The organism is Litorivita sp. NS0012-18 (genome assembly GCF_040371945.1).
GTDB lineage: Bacteria > Pseudomonadota > Alphaproteobacteria > Rhodobacterales > Rhodobacteraceae > Litorivita.
Genome location: NZ_BAABWS010000005.1, coordinates 37,693 through 56,516 on the forward strand (window position 1 = coordinate 37,693; position 18,824 = coordinate 56,516).

Genomic DNA, 18,824 nt, shown 5'->3' on the forward strand with positions numbered 1-18,824 from the left:
GCGCAGCGGATGGCTGATGTCAGCACGTTAGCGACGGATGTCGAGAGGCTGCTCGGCCCGATGAAGCCTCAGCTGATGGTCACCGATCCGCCGTCCAGGGCTGGCAGAAATTCACCGGGAAAAAGCCGTTATCGATGGGGGTGGTCGCATTTTAGACGAGGTAAAAGCCGATCAGTCAGACGTCGCTCTACCGAGCGAACAAGATGCAGCCGCTTCTAAGTAGTCTTAGTTCTGAAGGAGAAATGCGTAATAGCAGGACTGAGAAATGCCCAACACCAACTCTCCGTGAATTTCGCCAATCGTGCCGCACCAATCGCCATCGGTGAACACGCTCTGTGTGTGGCCGCCTGCAGGGAGATAGGCAATGCGACGGGAGTTGTAGTTGTAAAAGTTGATGATTCCACCTTCGCCGAAAACATAGTATCCAAGCGCTTTATTATCCTCTGTGACGAGATTTCGCCCGCCGCCAACGCGATTGGCATAATTACTTGGGCTGTTCTCGTACTTGCTGGGGCTGTTTTCGTATCTGCTGTCGGAATTTTCGTACGTGCTGGAGCTATTCTCATATTTACTAGGACTGTTTTCGTATTTGCTGGGGCCAATCTCATAAGGAAGCGCGCTAGGGTCAATTATGACTGTAAGGATGTCTGCGACCGACGCCTCGGGCGCAGACATTAAGGCAATTACAAGGACCGAGAGAACATTTTTCATGGTGAGCCGTGCAACCTAACGCATTACGAAGTCAGAAATCGCCTGCTCTAAGCGCGCCCTGGAGCCCGGCGAGACGGCAATAGAAAAGTTGGCTTGCACTACGCAGCCACGGATGTGCTGCATCTTCATGGCGGTCTCAAATAAAGTCGCTCCCGAGCCGAGAATGTTCATCTCTGTCACCGCAAACCCAATGAAAATGCCTGGGCTCGATATCGTGGGCTCGTATTTCAAGTGACGGCCCGTTGCGCCGGTTCCAGAGAGATTGCCTTCAATAACTTGGTCGATTTTTGTTTGCATCTCTGGAGAGGGACCCTGAAAAGCTGCCGCGAACTCTGCACGAAGCGCGCTGAAATCATCTTCGCTAATTCTACCTTGGAAATCTTCGAGTCCGCGAAGTGAAAGGACAACAACTTCCAACATGCTTGCATCATCTGTTACGTAAGCCGCACCAACCTCGTTTGTTCTGTTCGGATTGCTCCGGAGAATTTCAACTGTCTCAACATCGTTGGAAAGCGCGGCCCATTCCCCTGACCGGTCTACAACAATGCTCGATGGGCAAGATCCTACGGTTATTTCTTCTGCGAGCGCTGCAACTGGGCCCGTCATAAAGAGAACAGCAAGGGTGGTGATTGCTTTTGCATACATCATATCAACGAAGTTTAGCCGGAATTCACCATGCTCTCCATCAGGCCTGGCTGGACGAAAAGCATGAAAACCAGGATGAGCATAGAAACGCCAAACAGCCACGTGCTACGATTTTTCTTTGCGGCCCAGGTAACTAGATATGCTAGCCCCCAGCACGCTACGGCCTTTCCGATGCCCTCGGCGTAGGGGCTTTCCAAGGGACCAGGAAAAACAATCGCATTCAAAATCGCAGCGATAACGGCGAATGCCACAAAGGCTAGGGAGTTTTTCACTAAAATGGGCATCCTATAGCCTTTGTTAATTAACGGCGTCGCCAACTCTGGCGGAGTGAGGTGCGAGGTCAAGCAGTAAGATCTTCGACGAGCGCGCATTTCGCAAGCCATTGCACGCGGTTAGCTGTCGGTCAAGGAGCCATCCACGTCACTTCTCGGCAGGCTATAGACCCGCCCCCGATCCTAGACCTTCTCCGCGGTCACTTCGAGCCCGAGCCTCTTCTTCAGCGCCCCGGCCATCGCGCCGCGCACCGTGTGCGATTGCCAGCCCGTCGCGGCCATGATTTCCTCGGTGGTCGCGCCGTCCGTCGCTCGCAGCATGTCGATCAGCGTGACCTGCTTCATGCCCTCGCGCGGCGTGCTCGTCTTGGGTTCGGGTTCGGGGGCAGCGGAGGTGTCAGGTTCGATGTCGATGGCGGCAAGGCCTATGTCGGTGGCAACCAGCGTGACGCCGTGCCCGTCGCCAGTCTCTCGCCAGCCGCACTCCCCCTTGCGAATGTCTTCTACTTGCGCATCGCTGCCGTTGATCAACGTCGTAGCGAACGTCCGTCTTCCGCCCACTACGACGGTTCGACTTCATTCCAATGAGCATTCATTGGCAAGCTCGCTGCCCTAGTCGCGATGTCATCGTATCTGACCGGCATGAAATCCCACACATCAACCCCGACATTTACCGAGTTTGATGACCCTTTCCAGTTGTCATGGACATGCCCAAAGAACTGTAGTGCCCCGCGTCTTGCATGGTTCCACGTAATCATCGGGTAGTGGCACAGGGTATTCAGTTGCTTCTGTGGCCCATCACGCAATTCGATGAATGGCGAAACAGTATCCCAGTCCAGTTCCAGCGTGGGCTGGAAATCGTGGTTGCCAGTGATCAGGTGCTTGCGCGCTCCGGGTAGTTGGTTGAAGACCTCGTTCAGAAACGGGACATCCTTTGCCTTTCGACCAAAGGCGAAGTCGCCGATGATCCACAGATCGTCATCTGGTCCGACACGGTCCGCAAGGTTCTTGAGCATGGTGGCATCCATGTCGTCGGTATTGGCGAAAGGCCTATTACAGAACGTGATAATATTTTCATGCCCAAAGTGGGTATCCGCCGTATACCAATGCGCCATTCTGTTCGTGTCCAACTCTGAGTACCCAAGCCCCTTCGGGCTCTTCGGTTGCATTCGCTGCGGACGAAACGAACGTCTCCAATGCACGCTGGGTTCCTTCAAGCATACCAGCACAGAAAAAGGGGAACCGTGATCCCACGGCTCCCCTTGCAGTTCAGATGTTCAAGCCTCGTACCAAGGTCACGCGACCAGCGACAGCCCCGCGCCCGCATCGTGCGACGGCTCACCGCTATCGATGAACGGGATGATCGAGAAGGTCTGACCGCCGCGCTGCTCTTCGTTCTGCACGGCGTTCACGCGCAGATCACCATCGGGCGTGTTGATCAGCAGCGAAAGGTAGTCATTGCCCGTGCGGCTGCTCTTGGCCATCCACGCCGAGCCAACGCGGATCGGCGTGCCCCGGGGCGAGCTGACCTCGATGCGGTAGTCTGGGTGGGTCTCCTCGGACTTGTAGCTGTTCTCGATCAGCATGAACTCCAGATCGAACATCATATTGGCGATGTAGCCGGTGAAGGCGTTGTCAGCGTCCATGGCGGTGAGCTCGCCCGAGATCGAGCCGGATTTCATCAGGCCGTTCGAGACCAGCGGGATGATCTCGAATTCGCCGCTCTGGGCCGCGCGCGCTTCCTTCGTCTGCACGGCATTGACGCGGAACGGGCCCAAACCGACATCGATCTGCATCGAGATGTAGGGATTGCCGCTGGTCGTGCCGGTCTCGTTCCAGGCCGTACCGATGCGCACCTTGCGGCCAGACTTGTTGACCGCCGTCACGTCGTAATCCGGGCTGCGTTCGGACATCTTGGCCCGCGCTTCCAGCTGGATGGCGATATCAAAGCGCGTCGAGTGGATCATGCCGGTGTACTCGGCGGCTGCGGTCTCGACATTGCGGGTGAGGGTTCCTGCGAACATGGGATATTTCCTTTTTGGATTGGCCGGTGCCTGACGTTCTTGCCAGCGCATCCGGGATTGCTTTCTCGACCCCTTGAGGGATCACAAATCAGAAAGCCTTCTTTCCTTTCAGCCTCGCCCACGGGTCAAAGCTGCCGTCCGAGTGGGAATGCCCCCGCGCCTCCGGGTGCTACGCCCCTCCCCTGCCCGTCTGGTCTTGATTGGCTGCCCGGATTTTCCGCGCCGTCCTCCGATCGCGCGATGAAGAACTCCGCCTCTTTTCCGTTCAACCGTTGCCCTTCCCGGTCGGTCAGGCCGATGCAGCTACCGTTCGGCACATAGGTGATGAGGTACTGACCGAGCCGGTCCTTGTGGACAATGTAGCTAGTATTGGTCCAATGCACGGTCTGGCCGGCATCGACGGCCGCCTTGATTTCATCGAGTGTCATAAGGTCCTCCAGACGACGAATGGTGGGGAAACGACGCAAGAAGCCCGATCTTCCAACCGGGCTTCCGTGCGGCATTCAATTGGCAAAAAGCCGGGTCCTGTCAGGCACTCTGCGCCGCTTGCATCGCGCGCGCCGCCATCCAATCCTTGAGGCCAAGAACTGTTCTGCCGGCGGCGACCTCGGAGGCCCAGGCAACCCTTGGGTCGCCGCAGGGCTCGGAGCCGACATGCCGGTTGATATGGCCATTGGCCATCCATGGCTCGGGCTGGATCCGTCGCAGCCAGTCCGCCATGCTCGGGATACGGCCCTGACAGTCTTCGCGGACATGCTGCTCGCCGATCCAGCGCACGGGTATGTCACGACCCGCGCTATTGGTCAGGGTCAGGCCGAAAACCCGTTCCGCCTCGAACAGGCCTTGAGCGTGGTGGCGCATGGCTCGGTGCGTGAAAAGCGCAAGGTGCTCTTTCGAGGCATCGAACCAGTCATGTATGGACTGATAGTCAGACGTCACCCCGCCGAATTTCCGGGCAGAGCTTTCAGCATGATGAAGCGGATGGGCCATCTCAAAGACCCTCGACATAGCTGTGCGAACATTCGACATAGCGGTCCGCGTGATCGAGGGTGATGCTGTCTAGTGCTATGTCCCAGGTCAGCGTGCCGTAGCCGCCCTCGTTATTTTCGAACCCCGGGTGATGGTGATAGGCGAGCGACCAGGCGAAATCGCCAATCTCTGTGGCAAGCGCCTCCGGCAGTCGGATCTCTGCAGGCTGAACCGTCACATCCTCGACATTGCCGGAGTCGCCATAGCCTTCGTATTCGGCAGTCACCTCGCTGATGCCAAGCGCACGTAGTTGCGCGAGCAGCTCCGCTCGAGATGCCTTCAAGGTGGTTTCGCGCTCTGCACGCCACTGAGCCGCCATTGCGGCATAGTCGATCTGGGGATTGGTCATGGGTCTGTCCTCTTATCTGCAATTGGGGGGCCGGGCCTGGCATTGGTCAGCGCGCGCCCGGAAAGCGCAGATCGGCCAAATCCCGATCCACGCCGCCCGACCGGAAGCTCGCTTTGACTCTTCAGGCGGCTTGTTCTGACGTCATGGCGGCTTCCTGCCCCACGATCCGGGCCAGAATGCTTCCCGTGTCGATCCCGTCCCCATGCGGCAGGAACACCCGCAGCTGGAAGGCGATGATCTCCGTGAAACACCCCATTGCCTTGAGGCCATCAATCATGCCCCGATCCGCGCCGCCCAGCTCGAGGCGCATCTCGCCTGCGACACGGCGACAGGTCAGGGTCAGACCCCGGCCCAGATCGACAGGCGCGGTGGTGCCGAGGGCGGCGGTCAACATCTCCTGCGGTGTTTGCGGGTCGGAGACGAGGAAGCGGGCGCGCAGCGCGGCCGCCCCTTCCTCGCTCAGAGTCCGCCCGATCATCGCGGTCGCCCCGTCGGGCGTGACCCGGTAGATGCGCTCATTGGTGGTCGGAATGTCCTTCCAGATCGGCAACAGCAGCCCTGTCAACAGGTAGAGCTTGGTCGTGGTGGTCTTGGGCAAGGAGGCAGCCTCGGAATCCCAAAGCCTTGCAAACTCGGGCTTACCGATGTTCTCCCAGGCCGAGGACCCGAACCGCGTCTCCTCCAGATAGCTGGACCCGTTTGGCCGCACCGCCTTGCGCATCAGCGTGACAATGTCCTCGTCATACATCTGCATAGGGCGCGCCGAGATGAGCGCCGCGCGGCCGGAGGCGCGATTGACCATCGGCAGCTTGTCGGGATTGCGCGACAGGGCGTCATCCGCCGACAGCACGTGGGCCGGGTCCGTCACCTCGAGCCCGATGATCCGCGTCACCGCGCCGGATTTCGGGCAGGTCCAGAGATCCTCGGTGGAGACCTGCTCGATCCTTTCGCCACGCAGGGTTTCCACGCCGAGATCGAGCGTGCCCGCCGCGCGCGCCCGTTCAGTCTGATCGGCAATCCGGCGCATGAACTCGGCAAAGAGCGCGTTCTGCATGTGGATGGGCAGGGCCAGAACCCGGTTCAGAAACCGCTGGATCGGGGGCAGCTCTTCAAGGAGCACGCCGTCCTTGTCGATCAGTCGCAGGGCCGTCCAGTCGGTGAAGCGCTCATAGGTCATCGCCTCGGCGCGCCCGGCGGCAAGATCGGCATAGTAGCCACGCAGTGCGGCCCGCGCGATCGGGCTTTCGAGATTGTCCTCCTCGCGGAACATGCCCTGCGAGCCGGTTTCTCGCTGGCCCTTGGTCAAGGCCCCCAGCTGGTCGAGGCGCTTGGCGATCGTCGAGGTGAAGCGCTTCTCGCCATGCACATCGGAGGTGCAGACCCGGAAGAAGGGCGCGCTGACCTGGGCCGAGCGATGCGTGCGGCCCAACCCCTGGATGGCCGCATCGGCGCGCCAGCCGGGCTCCAGCAGGTAGTGCCGCCGCCGTTTCTGGTTCTTCGCCGTTTGCGCCGCGTGATAGGACCGGCCCGTCCCGCCCGCATCCGAGAAGACCAGGACATTCTTCTCACCATCCATGAAGGCTTGGGTCTCCGACGAATTGCTGCTGGCGGCGCGCTTTTCGATAAAGAGATGGCCATCCTCGGCCTTGAGGGGCCGGATGGACCGCCCCGTGACCTCTGCGACGGCCTCGTCGCCAAAGGTCCAGAGGATCTGATCGAGCGCCGAGGGGATCGGAGCCAGCGTCATCAATTCCATCATGGCCGCGTCGCGCAGGGCAAGCGCCTCGCGCGAGACAACCAGCGCGCCGGTCTCGTCCCTGAGCGGCTCGGCCACCATATTGCCGTCGATCTCGACCAGCTTTTGCGCGTGGATCGGGAAGGCCTGTTCCAGGTAGCCCAGAACATAGTCGCGCGGCGTCAAGGCACCCTCGACGAGCTCGTCTTTCGCGTCCATCGTTTCAAGCCGACGTTTCAGCAGACTCTCGCCGGTCGAAACCACCTGGATTACACAAGCCTTGCCCGCTGCAAGATCGTCCTTGATCGCGCGGATGATGGTCGGGGCCTTCATGCCCATCAGGAGATGGTTGAAGAAACGCTGCTTCGTGCTCTCGAAGCGGGACTTGGCCGAGGCGCGAGCGGCCGAGGCATTGGTCTCGCCAGAGGCGTCGTTGACGCCGGTCGCAGTCAGCGCGGCTTCGAGATTGTGGTGGATCGTCCGAAACGAAGCCGCGTATGCGTCGTAGATCTCGATCTGGGCCGGAGTGAGCGCGTGTTCTAGCACGTCATACTCCACCCCATCAAAACTGAGGGCGCGCGCCGTGTAGAGCCCGAGCGTCTTGAGATCGCGCGCGACCACTTCCATGGCCGCGACACCGCCCGCCTCCATCGCCGAGACAAAGCTCTCGCGGCTTGGAAAGGGATATTCGGGGCCTTGTCCCCAGAGACCGAGACGCGCGGCATAGGCCAGGTTGTGCACGCTCGTGGCGCCCGTGGCCGAAATATAGAAGACGCGAGCGCGGGGTGCTGCCAGTTGCAGCCGCAGGCCAGCAAGGCCCTGCTGGGAGGGTTTGACCCCCCTGCCCTGTTCAGTGCCGGCGGCGTTCTGCATGGCATGGGCCTCATCAAAAGCGAGGACGCCTTCAAAGTCTTCGCCCATCCACTCAAAGATCTGGCTCAGTCGCGTGGTGCCGCATTTGCCCGCGGACCGCAGCGTGGCGTAAGTGACAAAAAGGATGCCGTCGCCTATCGGGATGGGCTGGTCCGGTTTCCATTTGGAGAGCGGCTGGATGTCGGCAGGCGAGCCGCCGAGATCGGTCCAGTCGCGGATGGCGTCCTCGATGAGCGTGGCGGATTTGGAGACCCAGATCGCCTTCCTGCGCCCGGAAAGCCAGTTCACGAGGATGAGGCCTGAGCATTCGCGGCCCTTGCCACAACCGGTGCCGTCCCCGAGGAAGTAGCCGAGGCGATAGGCACGTGCATCCGGGTCGTCATCGGCGCGCGTCAGCTTGGTCTGGTCGTCATCGATGGAGAACCGCCCTGGCAGGTCGCGACCATGGGCATCATGCGCCATAATGATGGTTTCCAGCTGCGCCTCGGAGAGATGTCCCTCCTCGATCAGCCTGGCGGGCAGGCGCAGTTCCGCACTGGCCGTGCCTGAAGGCACCGGCGGCGCGACAGAAGCCATGGCGATGCTTTCGACGAGCGGGGTGGGATGTTCCTGCGCACCCGCGATCTCGATCCGCTGCGGGCGGTAGCGCGCATAGATGTCCGAGACGGGCGTGTTGTCGCGCGCGATATCCAGGCTCGTGAAAGTGAGCGGGATAGCCGCATTGTCCCGAGGTTTGGAGATGGCGGCAGGCACAGCGGCGGTCTTGCGTGGGGCAAATGATGGAACGGTCGGCCGAGCAGGACTAACCACTGCCGCCCGTTGGACTGCGCGCATCTCGGTCCGGGTTGCGGCCACTGCATCGACATATGCCAAGGCCTCATCCAGATCCTGCACAGGGACGCGGATCATTTCGCCGTCCTCCTGCACCTTGTCGAAGACCATGAGCTGGGTTTCGACAGAGGTTCCGAGCTTGCGGTAGACCTGCCCCGGCATCGTCAGCGCCAAGCGCGGCGTCAGGAGACCGCAGGCGCGGGACCAATGCGCGGCATCGCGTTCGGGCGTGAATCCCGGCGGCATAATCGCCACCAGCCGCCCACCGGGTGCCAGACGCTTTGCAGCCGCAATGAGATGTTTGGCAGCGATGTGCCTGTCGCGGGATCGGTCGACCGAAGAGGCGAAGGGCGGATTCATCACTACCACGTCGGGCAGAACCGGCGTCTGCAGCAGATCATCGATATGCTCGCCGTCATGGCCTGTGACCTCGCCGCCGAAAACCGCGCGCAGGAGGCGCTGGCGAAAGGGGTCGATTTCATTGAGCACAAGCGTGCCACCGGCCCGGGCGGCGAAAGCAGCCAGGGCGCCAGTGCCAGCCGACGGCTCAAGCACGGTCTCGCCCTTGCGAATGGCTGCCGCCCGCACCGTCAGGGCCGCGAATGCCAGCGGCGTGGAGAACTGTTGCAGCCGGATCTGCTGCTCTGAGCGGCGGGTTTCCGTCAGCAGCCGTGAGGCGCGCAGCTTTGCAGCAGCGATGTCACCTGCCGCGTCGGCCCCACGCAGCAGCACCTGGACAGCCGCAGCCTGCATCAGGTCATATGCCATGCGCCAGTCCCAGGCGCCCCCGGCATCGCTGCCATGAAACGTCTCGCGCATGATCCGCGCGAGCGCTGAGCTGCGCAGGGGCTGGTTGTCGACCTCCGCGCCGATCTGCGCGAGGGCAGAGGCGAGATCAGCGTCGGAGATTGAAAAAGTCGGGTTCGCCGTTTTGGGTTTGGTCATGGGGATTTTCCTTTGGATCAGGGTCTGAGTTCCAAAGGACAAAAAGCCCGCTTTCACTTTTCCGTGGTGACGGGATCAGACCGCGCTGACCTCCAAGGCCTGGTCAGGACTTGGGTTCGACCTGCCGCTTCGCATCAATCAAGGCCTGCGCGGCCTGCATTACCTGAACCTGTGAAGTTCCACCGCGTGCATCCTCAAGCGCGGTCTGTACCTGCGCGCGAAACCACGCGTCATACGAATTGACATCAGCCGCCACGGAAATGCTCCTCGAGACCGAGGTGCGGCTGTTCCTTACCCGTTGGGTCCATTGCGCTTTCTCCGACTATGCTATGGGTCGATGCTACATCACCCACAGTGGTGCCGTAAACGGCAAGGCCGTAAGGTTCACAGCTAACCGGGCCACTCACCGATCAGGTACCGCGTCCAGGGACGCCTCGAACCGCTTGCCCGCCGCCGCTGCTTCTTTCAAGAGCGCGTCGAAACTGTCAGGTGGGTTGCCATCTTCCAGCATCCCTTTGAACGTCGCATAGGCATCCGTCTTGCTGCCATAGGCGCGCAGAGTCTTGTCGTCGTTCACCCAGGCCACCACGATGACCTTGGCATCGCTGTTGAAGCGGTAGAACAACCGATACTGCTGGAAGAATTTCGCCCGGAACCAGTGCTTGCGGTGATCCCCGAGCGTGCTGCCTTGCCGGTAGGCGGCGGCACCCGGATCTGCCGGTATGGCCTCGTTGACCAGCTTGAAGATGGCGGCCAGCCGTTTCGTCGGGTTTTTCTTGCGCCATGTCTTTGGATCGCGTGCCTTACGCGCTTCAACTTCCTCGATCAGCCCTTCGAGCTGGTCCAGAAAGAGCGGATGCGCATAAATTGACCATCCGTTTACGGCAAGGGGCGCCCCTGCGGGCACGCTATCGCCGCTCATTCATCCTCGGGCGATAGCGGCGCATCCAGATCGACGTCAACGTCTCCGACCAGTGCTGCAAGACGGTCATGCAAAGCCCCATCGAACGCCCGAATGCGGTCCGGATGCGCCTTGATATCTGCCTCGACAAAATCGAGAAAGGCGCCGAGCGCGGGATCATCCTCTTCGGCGCGCACGGGCTCGATATAGACCCTGCCACTCGGCTCGGTGCAGTAGCGAATCTGGTCGCCCTTGCCCAGCTTGAGCTGCTTTCGCACACCTGCCGGCACGGTTGTCTGATACCGATCAGTGAGCTTCGAGACATCTTGTGTGAGCACTGTCATGGCAGTCTCCTGAAAAAAGGGGCTTTGTTGTTCGAGTAGGTAATGCATTTGCATTGTCTTGTCAAGACAAGCCGCAGGATCTGTTGTCGCCGGGCAGGTCGATGAGCTGTCCGGCGCAGCACCTATTCTCGCCCCGCGAGATACTCTGCCAGCACCGGGCTAGCAGCACCTTTCGCGGAGCTAAGCAGCTCCGAACCCGCAAGCGTGGCCTTCGAGAGGCGTACGAGCCCACCGGTTTCCTCGATCCGGTAGCAGCGCCGCTTTTGCCGACCCCGCCTGTAGTGCGTCGCGGTGACAATCTGGCAGGTGCTGCCATCGGTGAGCGTCACCGGTGCTGCGAGCCTGATCTTGTCGCCTTCCTCGTAGTCCGGGATCGCAGCCCAATCCCTGCAGCGCTGGCGCCAGGCATGGGCATAGCTGTCCGGGTCTTTCAGGTTGGAGAGAAGCTCGATCAGCCCAAGGGGAGCGCGAGACTCGTTCGGGCCAGCGCTTTCCTCCATATCCTTGTAGCCCCAACACCCATCGTCGTAGGCGGTGAGGAAGACGGCGGCGAAAGTGATCGAGCCGTCAGGATCGGTGACATAGGTCGCGTCTTCAACAGGGGTGCCGTCGAGACTGGTGACCCTTGCCGCCGAATACCAGGTGGAGCCAACCTTGCAGGCCTTGACCAGCTCCGTTTTGCGCCTGTCGCCTTCGAAGGTACAAAGCCTGGTGATCTCCGCTTTCTCATCCGCGTAGGTTTTGACGCGGCCGTCGGTGTAGAAGAGCCAACCCATTTCAGAGTCCTTTCTCTCGTAGGGAAAATTGTTGTCGCCAATGTCCCAAGAGGGCCGCAGGCCCGGCAGGGTATTGGCGATGCTTGTTTGAGAAAGGGCGCGTTAAGCCGCCCTCCGGTCATCGAGTTCCATCAGCGCATCGAGCGGCACGCGATAGGGCTGCATGGCGTCGAAATCCTCGCAATTGCCGCAGTTCTGGACGATCGCGAAGGTATCGCAGGCATCCTTGAGGATGACCCGGAAGGTGCCGCCAAGACCTGAAGGCACCTCGTAGGTTCCGCCGATCAGATAGTCCGAGGCCCGGCGCACGAAGACGCGGATGCTGTGGCCATCGGTGGCGAGCCGGATCGCCCCCTGCCCCCGGTCGATGAGCACCTGCACATCGTCGAGAATGTCGGTGTAGAATTGGCCGGTCAGATCGCGAAACGCCATGCGGCGCTGCGCCATCCAATCGGTGTCGCGAAACGGGTTCATGCCGTCGGCAAAGGCGAAGGACGGATCGGCCTGTTCGGTCGTGACGATGCGGGTGGTTGTGCCGTCGATGCCGTTCGAGCGCAGATGCACGCCGTTGCCGACGATGAGGATCAGGGCCGGCCTGTCCACGGGTCCGGTCCAGTTGGGCAGGAAGGTCTTGCAGGCGCGCGCATGCGCAATCTGCGCCGCAACTGCGGAGGTAGAGAACTTGAGAATAGCCATGGGGATGTCTTTCGGTTGAGTGTGGGAGGATCGACCCGCGCGGGCGGCATGGCTCGCGCGGGTCGCGTTTGGACTCAGGCCGCTCGCGCGACCTCGCTGTCAGGCTCGGGGGTTTCCTCAATGGGTTCCGCCTCATCACAGGCGACACCGGCGGTCTGCATCATCGGCGGGCACCAGGCGGCCACGGCGGCACGCTGTGCGTCGGTGAGCGTGGCGAAGGGCTCGGCGAAGAGCTTGTCGCAGAAGGCGACGATCTCCTTCTTACTCGACGAGGCCAGCGTCACCGCCTCCTGGGCGAGGCCTAGATCCTCCCCGACGATCTTCAAGAGCCAGGCCTTCTTGAAGCGATTGAAGAGCGCCGCGTTCGGCGCCCAATGCGCTCGGATGTCGGGCATGATCTCGATCTCGAAGTCATGCATCAGGCTGTCGCGCTGGCGGTCCTGCGCGAAGCAGGACTGCGTGGTGCTGGCGGTTGCAAAAGCGACGAGCTTGGCCTTCTCGCCTGCCTCCAGCGCGCGAAACGCCGCGAACTGATCGGCAGGGGACCGGGTGTCATCGAGCCAGGAAAGGTCAAGCGCATCATGCGCCGCCGCCACCTGCTCAAGCGAGGTCTCGTCGATCTCGTCCATCTTGGCGTGGCTACGGTATTCCCTGCGGGCCTCGACCTTGATCGCCTGCGTGACGCTCATCCCGGTGCCCAGGACGTCGCTGACAAGCTTGAACAGCGACAGATCGAGCGTGGCCTCAGGATGCAGCGCCATCGCTGCCCCGAGCGCCATCGCCCGCTCGGTCTTGAGGTCCTCGGCCAATGAGGCCGGGTAGCTGATTTCCCCGGCGTCCGGGGCCTCCTCCCCGGTCGGGTTGGCCGAGGAGCCGCGCGCGCCCTCTTCTTTCGCGGTGTCATCCGGACGCACAAGGCCAACATGAAACGTCACCTGTCCACTCGACCAGGACGCAATCACGCCTGCACGGGCGAGATCCTCGGTGCTGTAGGCTTCCTGCAGGTCGCGGGCTTCCTCTTCCAAGGCGTCCACGCGGTCGTAGAGCGCATTGTAGGCATCGTCTGCGAGCCCCTCATCTTCCATCTCGAGCTGGAGTTGCTCGAGCTCGGTGGTGATCTCGTCGATGCGCTTTTGGGCGGCCTCATCTGGCTCGATCGGGCCGGGATAGACGCGGCCGTAGTCGACCATAGTCGCATAATCATAGCGCACCATCGCATCCGCCCAGGCAAAGCCCAGTTTTGCGCGGGCCTCTTCGGCGACGGCACTGAGTTTTTCAAGCAAGATGGTCTCGACCAGCGCGGCGTCCTCGAGCACGGAATGCTCTTCCAGGAGATCGGCCGCGATGGCCCCACCCCGCGCTTCGTAGTCCTCGCGCACAAAGGCCCCGATATCATCGCTGACCTGCACACCGCGGGATTTGAGCGCCTGACGGACGGTGTAGGCCTGCAGGTAGCTGTCTTCCTTGGTCAGCGCCTCATAGACCTCCTTCTGCACCTCCTGGCTCGGGTGCTCGGCAAAGGCCTTCATCGTGTCGAGCGTGATCGTCTTGGCCCGGGCCGCGGCGCGGATGTCGGGGTGGATCAGGCCATAACGCAACCGGCCTTTGACGGCGGCAACCGTCGTGCCGAAGGTCTTTGCGATGGTCTCGGGCGTCTGGCCGTCGACTTCCATCATCCGGGCGAAAGCCTCGAACTCGTCGATGGCATTCATCGGCGCTTGCGTGATGTTCTCGGCGAGCGACAGAGCCGTGGTGAGGTCGCACTCCTCAGGGATAAGGCGGCACTCGATCTTGGTCTTCGCCGTGAAGCCCTTGGCGGCTTTGTCGGCAACCAGTTCCTTCAGCGCGGCATGGCGTCGACCGCCTGCGAGTACGGCATATTTGCCGTCGATCTTCTGAACCAGGAGCGGCTGGAGGAGACCCAGCACCGCAATGCTGGCTTTCAGATGTGCGATGTTCTCGGGGTCGTAGGTTTCGGGGGAGTTGCTGCGGACGTTGGCGGGGTGGGCTGTCAGATCGCCGATGGCGACGGAAGCGGGATTGAAACTTGCGGTCATGGGATATCCTTCTTGGTGAGTTAGATGCGGCCCGCGCCATCAAGCGCGTGACCAATCCCCGGCATCGGGGATCACCACGACAAAAGGCCCGCTTTGCCTTTTTGGGGCAGCGGGCCTTCATCGTCTGAGATGTCAGGGGGAAGTGTCCCCTGCCCTTCTACCAGTCGCGCGCCAGCATGATGGTCAGCACGCGCATGGTGGTGGCCGGATTGTCTGGGGTCTCGGCCCCGTAGCGGAAGTCGGAATCCGCCTCATAGAGGTCGATTTTCCAGAACACGGTCTCGCCCCGGATCTCGACCGCTCCGAAATCATGCCAGCCCTCCGGGTCGTTCTCGGGTTCGAACGTGTCGAACGCCCCCGTGACATTCACCGCCTCGGCCATGAAGCCGTCCCCTGCCTCCATGAGCGATCGGGTGACGTGCATCCGGCCTTGGATAGGCGCCTCTGGTGCTATCCCGAGGCAGGCGAGCTTGCGGAAAGCGTCATTCTGAGCGGCGATTACGGCGGGGTCTGGGCGGTCTGTCAGAGGCTGTGCTGCGTTGGTCATGGGTATGTCCTTTGAGAAGTTTGAAACACCCTTCTCAAAGCCTGCTTTCCCTTTGCCGACACACATCCCCTCAAGCGGCCTGGTCGACCTCCCCTGCCCTGCCCGCCTCCGACCGTGCGATCAGGTAGTCGCAGGCGCGCTGCGCGTCAGCGGCGTGCTTGAAGATGGCGCCCTTGTCCGAGCGCAGAACGCGCAGCCAATTGTAGAGATACGCTGCATTCATCTCGAGCGTATGCGCCGTGAAGCCGAGCGTCTGACCAAGGAACACCGAGGTCAGCTCGCCGACGATCTCTTCGCGGGCATAGGCCGTGTTGCCGAAGCGCGAGAGACCGTAGTCGCGGTTCAGCCGATGGCGCGCCTTGGTGGCATGGGCCAGTTCATGGGCCCAGACCCCGTAGAAGTTCCGCGGGTTTTCGAACCGCGAAATGGATGGCATGAACACCTTGTCTACAGGTGGCAAATAGTATGCTTCCGTCCCTGTGAAGACGGTCGTGATGTCGATGGCATCGAAAAACGCCTGCATGTGCGGGATGGGCTCGGACGGCGGATGCTCGGGCGCGGGCTCCGGATCGGGGAAGAAGCTGTCGGGTAGGCCATCGATCTGGCAGGCGTTGAACACGCGGTAGGATTTCTGGAAGCGGAACACGCGGGCCTCCTCGGAGCGATCATCCCTCTCCCCGTGGTCATCCTCGCCGCCGGCGTCTTTCCGGCTCTGGCCGTAATAGACGACTACAGAGGATTTCTCACCCTTGCGCACCTTTGCATCCAACGCATTGGCCTGAGGCAGTGTCATCCAGAATGGCGAGCTGTGGCCCGCCATCACGGTGCGCATGGTCAGCAGGAAGTTGTTCACCCCCTGGTAGGGCTCACCGCCCACGCGCAGGGGGCGTGAGCTGCCGCCTGCGGTCCAGGGCTTGCGCCACGGCAAGACGCCGCGCTCGATGATGCGGATGATTTCGTTTGTGATGACCTCGGAGGCATCGAATTTGGGCGTGCGGGATCGGGCCATGGCTGGCCTCCTTTCGAGTGTTGGTGAGAGGGAATGGTGATCAGGTTGACTGGCGGGGGCGCGGATCGTTGGCGATCCTGGCACCGAGGGCTTCGACCATGTCGATGTAGGTGGTCAGCGAGACGGAGCTGCCAGGACCGCAAGGGTCAGGATCGACCGATCCGTCCCGCGCCACCCGCGGCAGGTTCGCGATGGCGATGACGTCACTGATGGGTCGGATATCGATGAACGGGGTTCCTCGTGCGACCGCGAGGGCAGCCAAGGGAAAGCGCTCGATCGGCGCGAAACTCGACACGGTGGTCCAACCGAGATGGAGGAATGTCCCACCGTCTCCGCAGATCACATGCGCATTTGGCAATGACGCGGCCTGCTTGAGATAGCCGAGATCGCGGAGAATGGCCGTCCGCTCGAGCTGCCGTGCCAGCTCCTTCTCGCCGGTTCGGCGCAGCTCTCTATGTCGCCACCGGGAGGCGGCGGTTGCGCGGAGCACGCGCAAGACACCTGTTTGCATGGGAATGCCCTTCATCCGGAACGGCAGACCGGAACCCGGCCCGGACCCATCTGAGGGACCCCAAAGGCCCTCATCCGTCGGTCACAAAACCCGAAGAACACTTTCACTTTTCACCAGCCAACTGGTCCGGGGTAATGGCCGAGGGTCCAACACCACCGCGGACCCCAGTGACTGCATGCAGTAAGTGGCGGTTCCGATCCAAGATCGGCAAGCTATATCGGTAACTCCGGTCCGACTGCTGCAGTCTTTCTCATATTATCAATAACTTATCTGACGTTCTCGATCGGCAAATGCGCTCCAACGGCGACTTCTCAAGCCCAAAAATCAGGATTTGCTTCGTTCAGAGCAATGCAGCGTTACGGATTAGCATGGGAAAAGAAGTCACATTACCTCCTGACAGCTTGAATTTCGGCAATATTGCCGCTATATACCGTCAGTATCACTGTAGGAGCATAGATCATGCACATCACGAACTTTGCTGAAGCCGGGCAATTCGAACCGCGCAAGATCGCCGCGGTACTACGCACATCAGCAGAAGAGATCGCATTGACCGTCGGCTTGGGCAAGGACGCGCTGCAGAGGCGAGCCCGCATCGGTTCGGACAAAACGCAGCGTCGCCTGCGCGAATTGGTAGAGGTGCTGAACAAAGTCGAACGCCGCTTCGGCTCGGAATTGATGGCCTATGCATGGTACCGGTCAGAGCCCCTGCCCGGCTTTGATGGCCGAACAGCCATGCAGCTGGTTCAGGAAGGCAAAGCTCAGCAAGTTCTGGAATACATCGATGCGGTCGATGCGGGCGTCTTTGCCTGATGCCCCTGAAAGATGGACGCTACGCAGGGCCACTCTATCGCGCCCTGAACCCGGTCTATGCGCGTGAACCTCTGTCCGGACGAGGCGCCGAACTCTATGGAGGGCGCTTTAATGCCAAGGGCACCCCTGCCCTCTACACCTCGCTGGATCCCGCGACCGCTCTTAGAGAAGCCAACCAGGTCGGCAGTCTGCAACCCACGATCCTGGTGTCCTACAATGCTGACCTTGGGCCTATTTTCGATACCCGCGATCAGGACGGACTTGACCGGTATAACGCGACCGAGGCGATGCTTGTCGATCCTGCATGGCGCATGAAGATGCTCGATGGCCAACCTGTGCCGACACAGGATTTAGCACGCGCCCTCATAGCGGATCGGTTTGCGGGGCTTCTGATCCAGAGTTTTGCGAAGGGCGCGTCATCATCGGACTTGAACATCGTTTTGTGGGTCTGGACTGACAATACCGGTTCTTTGGAAGTGGTGGATGATGAAGAGCGGCTGTCACGCATGTGAGTTGTGAGACTTGGTGCCTGATCTGTCCACCGCGGTGGACATCAGCGGGTCGGAGGAACACGGATTGACCGTGCGTTATCGCCCTAGTGTAATTGGCTCGGTCGCTTCGATGCACGTGGAGAGACCGCGCGTCATTGGGCTAGTTGCCGGTCAGACGTCCACCGCGGTGGACACTAGGCGGATTGCATAGCAGTTTTAGACAGACGCTTGATCAAAGCCACTGGATCAAATTGGTCTTGACGTTGGCCCAAGGTGATACTGTGAAAATACGCTCCAAAGTCCCGGATGCGTTTTCCAAGTTCTAGCATGATGAAAATCGCGCATGACGCTTTCTGAGCTCCTACTGCATCCTTGGCTTTCTCGAATGTTTCTGGGTGAATGCCCATCATGGGTGCAAGTGTTCGAGCATGGTTTTCAATGTCCAACCAGTCTCTAAGTCTCTCTGTGGAGAACGATGTCGCTTGATTACAGACTGAGGTTAGCAAGTCTGGTTTCAGAGCTTCATTGCCTATGTTGCTATCTAAATCTTTTTTTTCTTCTTCAGACTTAGATTGGTGCCGGACAGTTTGTCCGTCATTGGCGGGCAATTCCATAGTTTCTGGTGAGTCATCTGGGGCATACAAACTCTGGCATTCGCTGTCCGTGTTGGCGAGCAGCGCGCGGTATTCGGACAGGCTCAGCTTCCTGCGTAGAGCTCTCCGTGCGTGGTTGATGAATGTGTTGCTTGGATCATGCTCTTCCAAATGGGCGAGCTTTGTAAGGATCTGTTTGCGGACAAATATCCGATCCCGCCGGTTGTTTTCCATCTCATGTGCGATGGCGATAAGCTCGTTCGCACGTTGGAGGAGGGGGGCTAGAGACAGTCCATAGCTGATGCATTGACCGCCGGATGAGCGAACGCGGTAGCGCTTTCGGTTCGAGCTGTCATTGCGCTTGATGAAACCGAGTTCAACGAAACGGTTTATGTGTCTGCGGAGGGTCCGTTCGTCGATTCCGCCGACGCGCTGGCAAATCGAGTTGTTGGACGCGAAAACCGTTTCGCCGTGGCCTGGTTTCAAGAAACTGAGCATTGCTTGAAGTGTTTGGATATGGCCAGGACGCAGACCGAACACGCTGCGGGCATCTCTCAGCGCCCTGAAGATGGTCCAAATGTCGGTTTCAGCCGCAGAAATTGAGCCGCGTGATGCATCAGCACCAGCGGATCTGATCGATAGTTTTGTAAATGCCATGGCTTGTTCACGACGACC

21 protein-coding genes are annotated in these 18,824 nt (G+C 60.5%); 2 read left to right on the forward strand and 19 right to left on the reverse strand.

What is annotated here, in order from left to right:
- Positions 1–225 precede the first annotated feature (225 nt).
- The 18 genes from ABWV64_RS14875 to ABWV64_RS14960 form a co-directional block, all read right to left on the reverse strand.
- Positions 226–711 (reverse strand): hypothetical protein, encoded by a 486-nt coding sequence (locus tag ABWV64_RS14875; protein WP_353346663.1) that lies wholly within the window; start codon positions 709–711, stop codon positions 226–228.
- 15 nt (positions 712–726) lie between these two features.
- The gene (locus tag ABWV64_RS14880) at positions 727–1,458 is read right to left on the reverse strand and encodes a hypothetical protein (RefSeq protein ID WP_353346665.1); all 732 of its coding nucleotides are present in this window, start codon (positions 1,456–1,458) and stop codon (positions 727–729) included.
- A 353-nt stretch (positions 1,459–1,811) separates the two neighbouring features.
- Positions 1,812–2,159: a DUF3489 domain-containing protein gene (locus tag ABWV64_RS14885; RefSeq protein ID WP_353346667.1), complete on the reverse strand. Its 348-nt coding sequence runs from the start codon at positions 2,157–2,159 to the stop codon at positions 1,812–1,814.
- Between the two features lie 29 nt (positions 2,160–2,188).
- Positions 2,189–2,743, reverse strand: coding sequence for a metallophosphoesterase (locus ABWV64_RS14890; protein ID WP_353346669.1), 555 nt, complete (start codon positions 2,741–2,743; stop codon positions 2,189–2,191).
- Between the two features lie 180 nt (positions 2,744–2,923).
- The gene (locus ABWV64_RS14895; RefSeq protein ID WP_108887203.1) at positions 2,924–3,652 is read right to left on the reverse strand and encodes a DUF736 family protein; all 729 of its coding nucleotides are present in this window, start codon (positions 3,650–3,652) and stop codon (positions 2,924–2,926) included.
- Positions 3,653–3,777: 125 nt separating this feature from the next.
- A complete protein-coding gene (locus ABWV64_RS14900; protein ID WP_353346671.1) occupies positions 3,778–4,080 on the reverse strand; it encodes a hypothetical protein in 303 nt (100 codons plus the stop codon).
- 100 nt (positions 4,081–4,180) lie between these two features.
- A complete protein-coding gene (locus ABWV64_RS14905; RefSeq protein WP_353346673.1) occupies positions 4,181–4,642 on the reverse strand; it encodes a DUF6915 family protein in 462 nt (153 codons plus the stop codon).
- Position 4,643: 1 nt separating this feature from the next.
- Positions 4,644–5,030, reverse strand: a complete 387-nt coding sequence (locus tag ABWV64_RS14910; protein ID WP_353346675.1) for a DUF6878 family protein — start codon at positions 5,028–5,030, stop codon at positions 4,644–4,646.
- 121 nt (positions 5,031–5,151) lie between these two features.
- Positions 5,152–9,414 (reverse strand): strawberry notch-like NTP hydrolase domain-containing protein, encoded by a 4,263-nt coding sequence (locus ABWV64_RS14915; protein WP_353346677.1) that lies wholly within the window; start codon positions 9,412–9,414, stop codon positions 5,152–5,154.
- 103 nt (positions 9,415–9,517) lie between these two features.
- The gene (locus tag ABWV64_RS14920; protein ID WP_085638654.1) at positions 9,518–9,670 is read right to left on the reverse strand and encodes an antitoxin PaaA2 family protein; all 153 of its coding nucleotides are present in this window, start codon (positions 9,668–9,670) and stop codon (positions 9,518–9,520) included.
- Positions 9,671–9,817: 147 nt separating this feature from the next.
- The gene (locus ABWV64_RS14925; protein ID WP_353346679.1) at positions 9,818–10,336 is read right to left on the reverse strand and encodes a type II toxin-antitoxin system YhaV family toxin; all 519 of its coding nucleotides are present in this window, start codon (positions 10,334–10,336) and stop codon (positions 9,818–9,820) included.
- Positions 10,333–10,659, reverse strand: a complete 327-nt coding sequence (locus ABWV64_RS14930; protein ID WP_075777243.1) for a type II toxin-antitoxin system PrlF family antitoxin — start codon at positions 10,657–10,659, stop codon at positions 10,333–10,335. Before ABWV64_RS14930 ends, ABWV64_RS14925 begins: the two co-directional genes overlap by 4 nt.
- Before the next feature lie 122 nt (positions 10,660–10,781).
- A complete protein-coding gene (locus tag ABWV64_RS14935; protein WP_353346681.1) occupies positions 10,782–11,435 on the reverse strand; it encodes a DUF6927 domain-containing protein in 654 nt (217 codons plus the stop codon).
- A gap of 102 nt (positions 11,436–11,537) precedes the next feature.
- On the reverse strand, positions 11,538–12,131 hold the full coding sequence (locus tag ABWV64_RS14940) for a regulator (RefSeq protein ID WP_353346683.1): 594 nt from the start codon (positions 12,129–12,131) through the stop codon (positions 11,538–11,540).
- Between the two features lie 74 nt (positions 12,132–12,205).
- On the reverse strand, positions 12,206–14,188 hold the full coding sequence (locus ABWV64_RS14945) for a ParB/RepB/Spo0J family partition protein (protein ID WP_353346685.1): 1,983 nt from the start codon (positions 14,186–14,188) through the stop codon (positions 12,206–12,208).
- Between the two features lie 157 nt (positions 14,189–14,345).
- Positions 14,346–14,735: a DUF3768 domain-containing protein gene (locus ABWV64_RS14950; protein WP_353346687.1), complete on the reverse strand. Its 390-nt coding sequence runs from the start codon at positions 14,733–14,735 to the stop codon at positions 14,346–14,348.
- A gap of 70 nt (positions 14,736–14,805) precedes the next feature.
- Positions 14,806–15,744, reverse strand: coding sequence for an ArdC family protein (locus ABWV64_RS14955; protein WP_353346689.1), 939 nt, complete (start codon positions 15,742–15,744; stop codon positions 14,806–14,808).
- A gap of 40 nt (positions 15,745–15,784) precedes the next feature.
- Complete coding sequence (locus tag ABWV64_RS14960; RefSeq protein WP_353346691.1) at positions 15,785–16,255, reverse strand: hypothetical protein; 471 nt, start codon at positions 16,253–16,255, stop codon at positions 15,785–15,787.
- A 459-nt stretch (positions 16,256–16,714) separates the two neighbouring features.
- Between ABWV64_RS14960 and ABWV64_RS14965 the strand changes: the two genes are divergently transcribed.
- A complete protein-coding gene (locus tag ABWV64_RS14965; protein ID WP_353346693.1) occupies positions 16,715–17,065 on the forward strand; it encodes an MbcA/ParS/Xre antitoxin family protein in 351 nt (116 codons plus the stop codon).
- Entirely contained in the window at positions 17,065–17,577 is a 513-nt protein-coding gene (locus tag ABWV64_RS14970; protein WP_353346696.1) for an RES family NAD+ phosphorylase, read from the forward strand. The genes ABWV64_RS14965 and ABWV64_RS14970 overlap by 1 nt, the downstream gene beginning before the upstream one ends.
- A gap of 173 nt (positions 17,578–17,750) precedes the next feature.
- On the opposite strand, the gene repC is transcribed toward ABWV64_RS14970, so the two are convergent.
- Positions 17,751–18,806 carry a plasmid replication protein RepC gene (gene repC, locus ABWV64_RS14975; RefSeq protein WP_353346698.1) on the reverse strand — a complete coding sequence of 352 codons (1,056 nt, stop codon included), beginning with the start codon at positions 18,804–18,806 and terminating at the stop codon, positions 17,751–17,753.
- Between the last annotated feature and the right edge of the window lie 18 nt (positions 18,807–18,824).

Excerpts from the sequence above, each read along its gene's own strand:
- ABWV64_RS14905 (WP_353346673.1), bottom strand. The coding sequence starts at position 4,642 with ATGGCCCATCCGCTTCATCATGCTGAAAGCTCTGCCCGGAAATTCGGC.
- ABWV64_RS14950 (WP_353346687.1), bottom strand. The coding sequence starts at position 14,735 with ATGACCAACGCAGCACAGCCTCTGACAGACCGCCCAGACCCCGCCGTA.
- ABWV64_RS14940 (WP_353346683.1), bottom strand. The coding sequence starts at position 12,131 with ATGGCTATTCTCAAGTTCTCTACCTCCGCAGTTGCGGCGCAGATTGCG.
- ABWV64_RS14910 (WP_353346675.1), bottom strand. The coding sequence starts at position 5,030 with ATGACCAATCCCCAGATCGACTATGCCGCAATGGCGGCTCAGTGGCGT.
- ABWV64_RS14935 (WP_353346681.1), bottom strand. The coding sequence starts at position 11,435 with ATGGGTTGGCTCTTCTACACCGACGGCCGCGTCAAAACCTACGCGGAT.
- ABWV64_RS14890 (WP_353346669.1), bottom strand. The coding sequence starts at position 2,743 with ATGGCGCATTGGTATACGGCGGATACCCACTTTGGGCATGAAAATATT.
- ABWV64_RS14960 (WP_353346691.1), bottom strand. The coding sequence starts at position 16,255 with ATGCAAACAGGTGTCTTGCGCGTGCTCCGCGCAACCGCCGCCTCCCGG.
- ABWV64_RS14895 (WP_108887203.1), bottom strand. The coding sequence starts at position 3,652 with ATGTTCGCAGGAACCCTCACCCGCAATGTCGAGACCGCAGCCGCCGAG.
- ABWV64_RS14970 (WP_353346696.1), top strand. The coding sequence starts at position 17,065 with ATGCCCCTGAAAGATGGACGCTACGCAGGGCCACTCTATCGCGCCCTG.
- ABWV64_RS14875 (WP_353346663.1), bottom strand. The coding sequence starts at position 711 with ATGAAAAATGTTCTCTCGGTCCTTGTAATTGCCTTAATGTCTGCGCCC.
- repC (WP_353346698.1), bottom strand. The coding sequence starts at position 18,806 with ATGGCATTTACAAAACTATCGATCAGATCCGCTGGTGCTGATGCATCA.
- ABWV64_RS14965 (WP_353346693.1), top strand. The coding sequence starts at position 16,715 with ATGCACATCACGAACTTTGCTGAAGCCGGGCAATTCGAACCGCGCAAG.
- ABWV64_RS14925 (WP_353346679.1), bottom strand. The coding sequence starts at position 10,336 with ATGAGCGGCGATAGCGTGCCCGCAGGGGCGCCCCTTGCCGTAAACGGA.
- ABWV64_RS14955 (WP_353346689.1), bottom strand. The coding sequence starts at position 15,744 with ATGGCCCGATCCCGCACGCCCAAATTCGATGCCTCCGAGGTCATCACA.
- ABWV64_RS14900 (WP_353346671.1), bottom strand. The coding sequence starts at position 4,080 with ATGACACTCGATGAAATCAAGGCGGCCGTCGATGCCGGCCAGACCGTG.
- ABWV64_RS14915 (WP_353346677.1), bottom strand. The coding sequence starts at position 9,414 with ATGACCAAACCCAAAACGGCGAACCCGACTTTTTCAATCTCCGACGCT.
- ABWV64_RS14945 (WP_353346685.1), bottom strand. The coding sequence starts at position 14,188 with ATGACCGCAAGTTTCAATCCCGCTTCCGTCGCCATCGGCGATCTGACA.
- ABWV64_RS14930 (WP_075777243.1), bottom strand. The coding sequence starts at position 10,659 with ATGACAGTGCTCACACAAGATGTCTCGAAGCTCACTGATCGGTATCAG.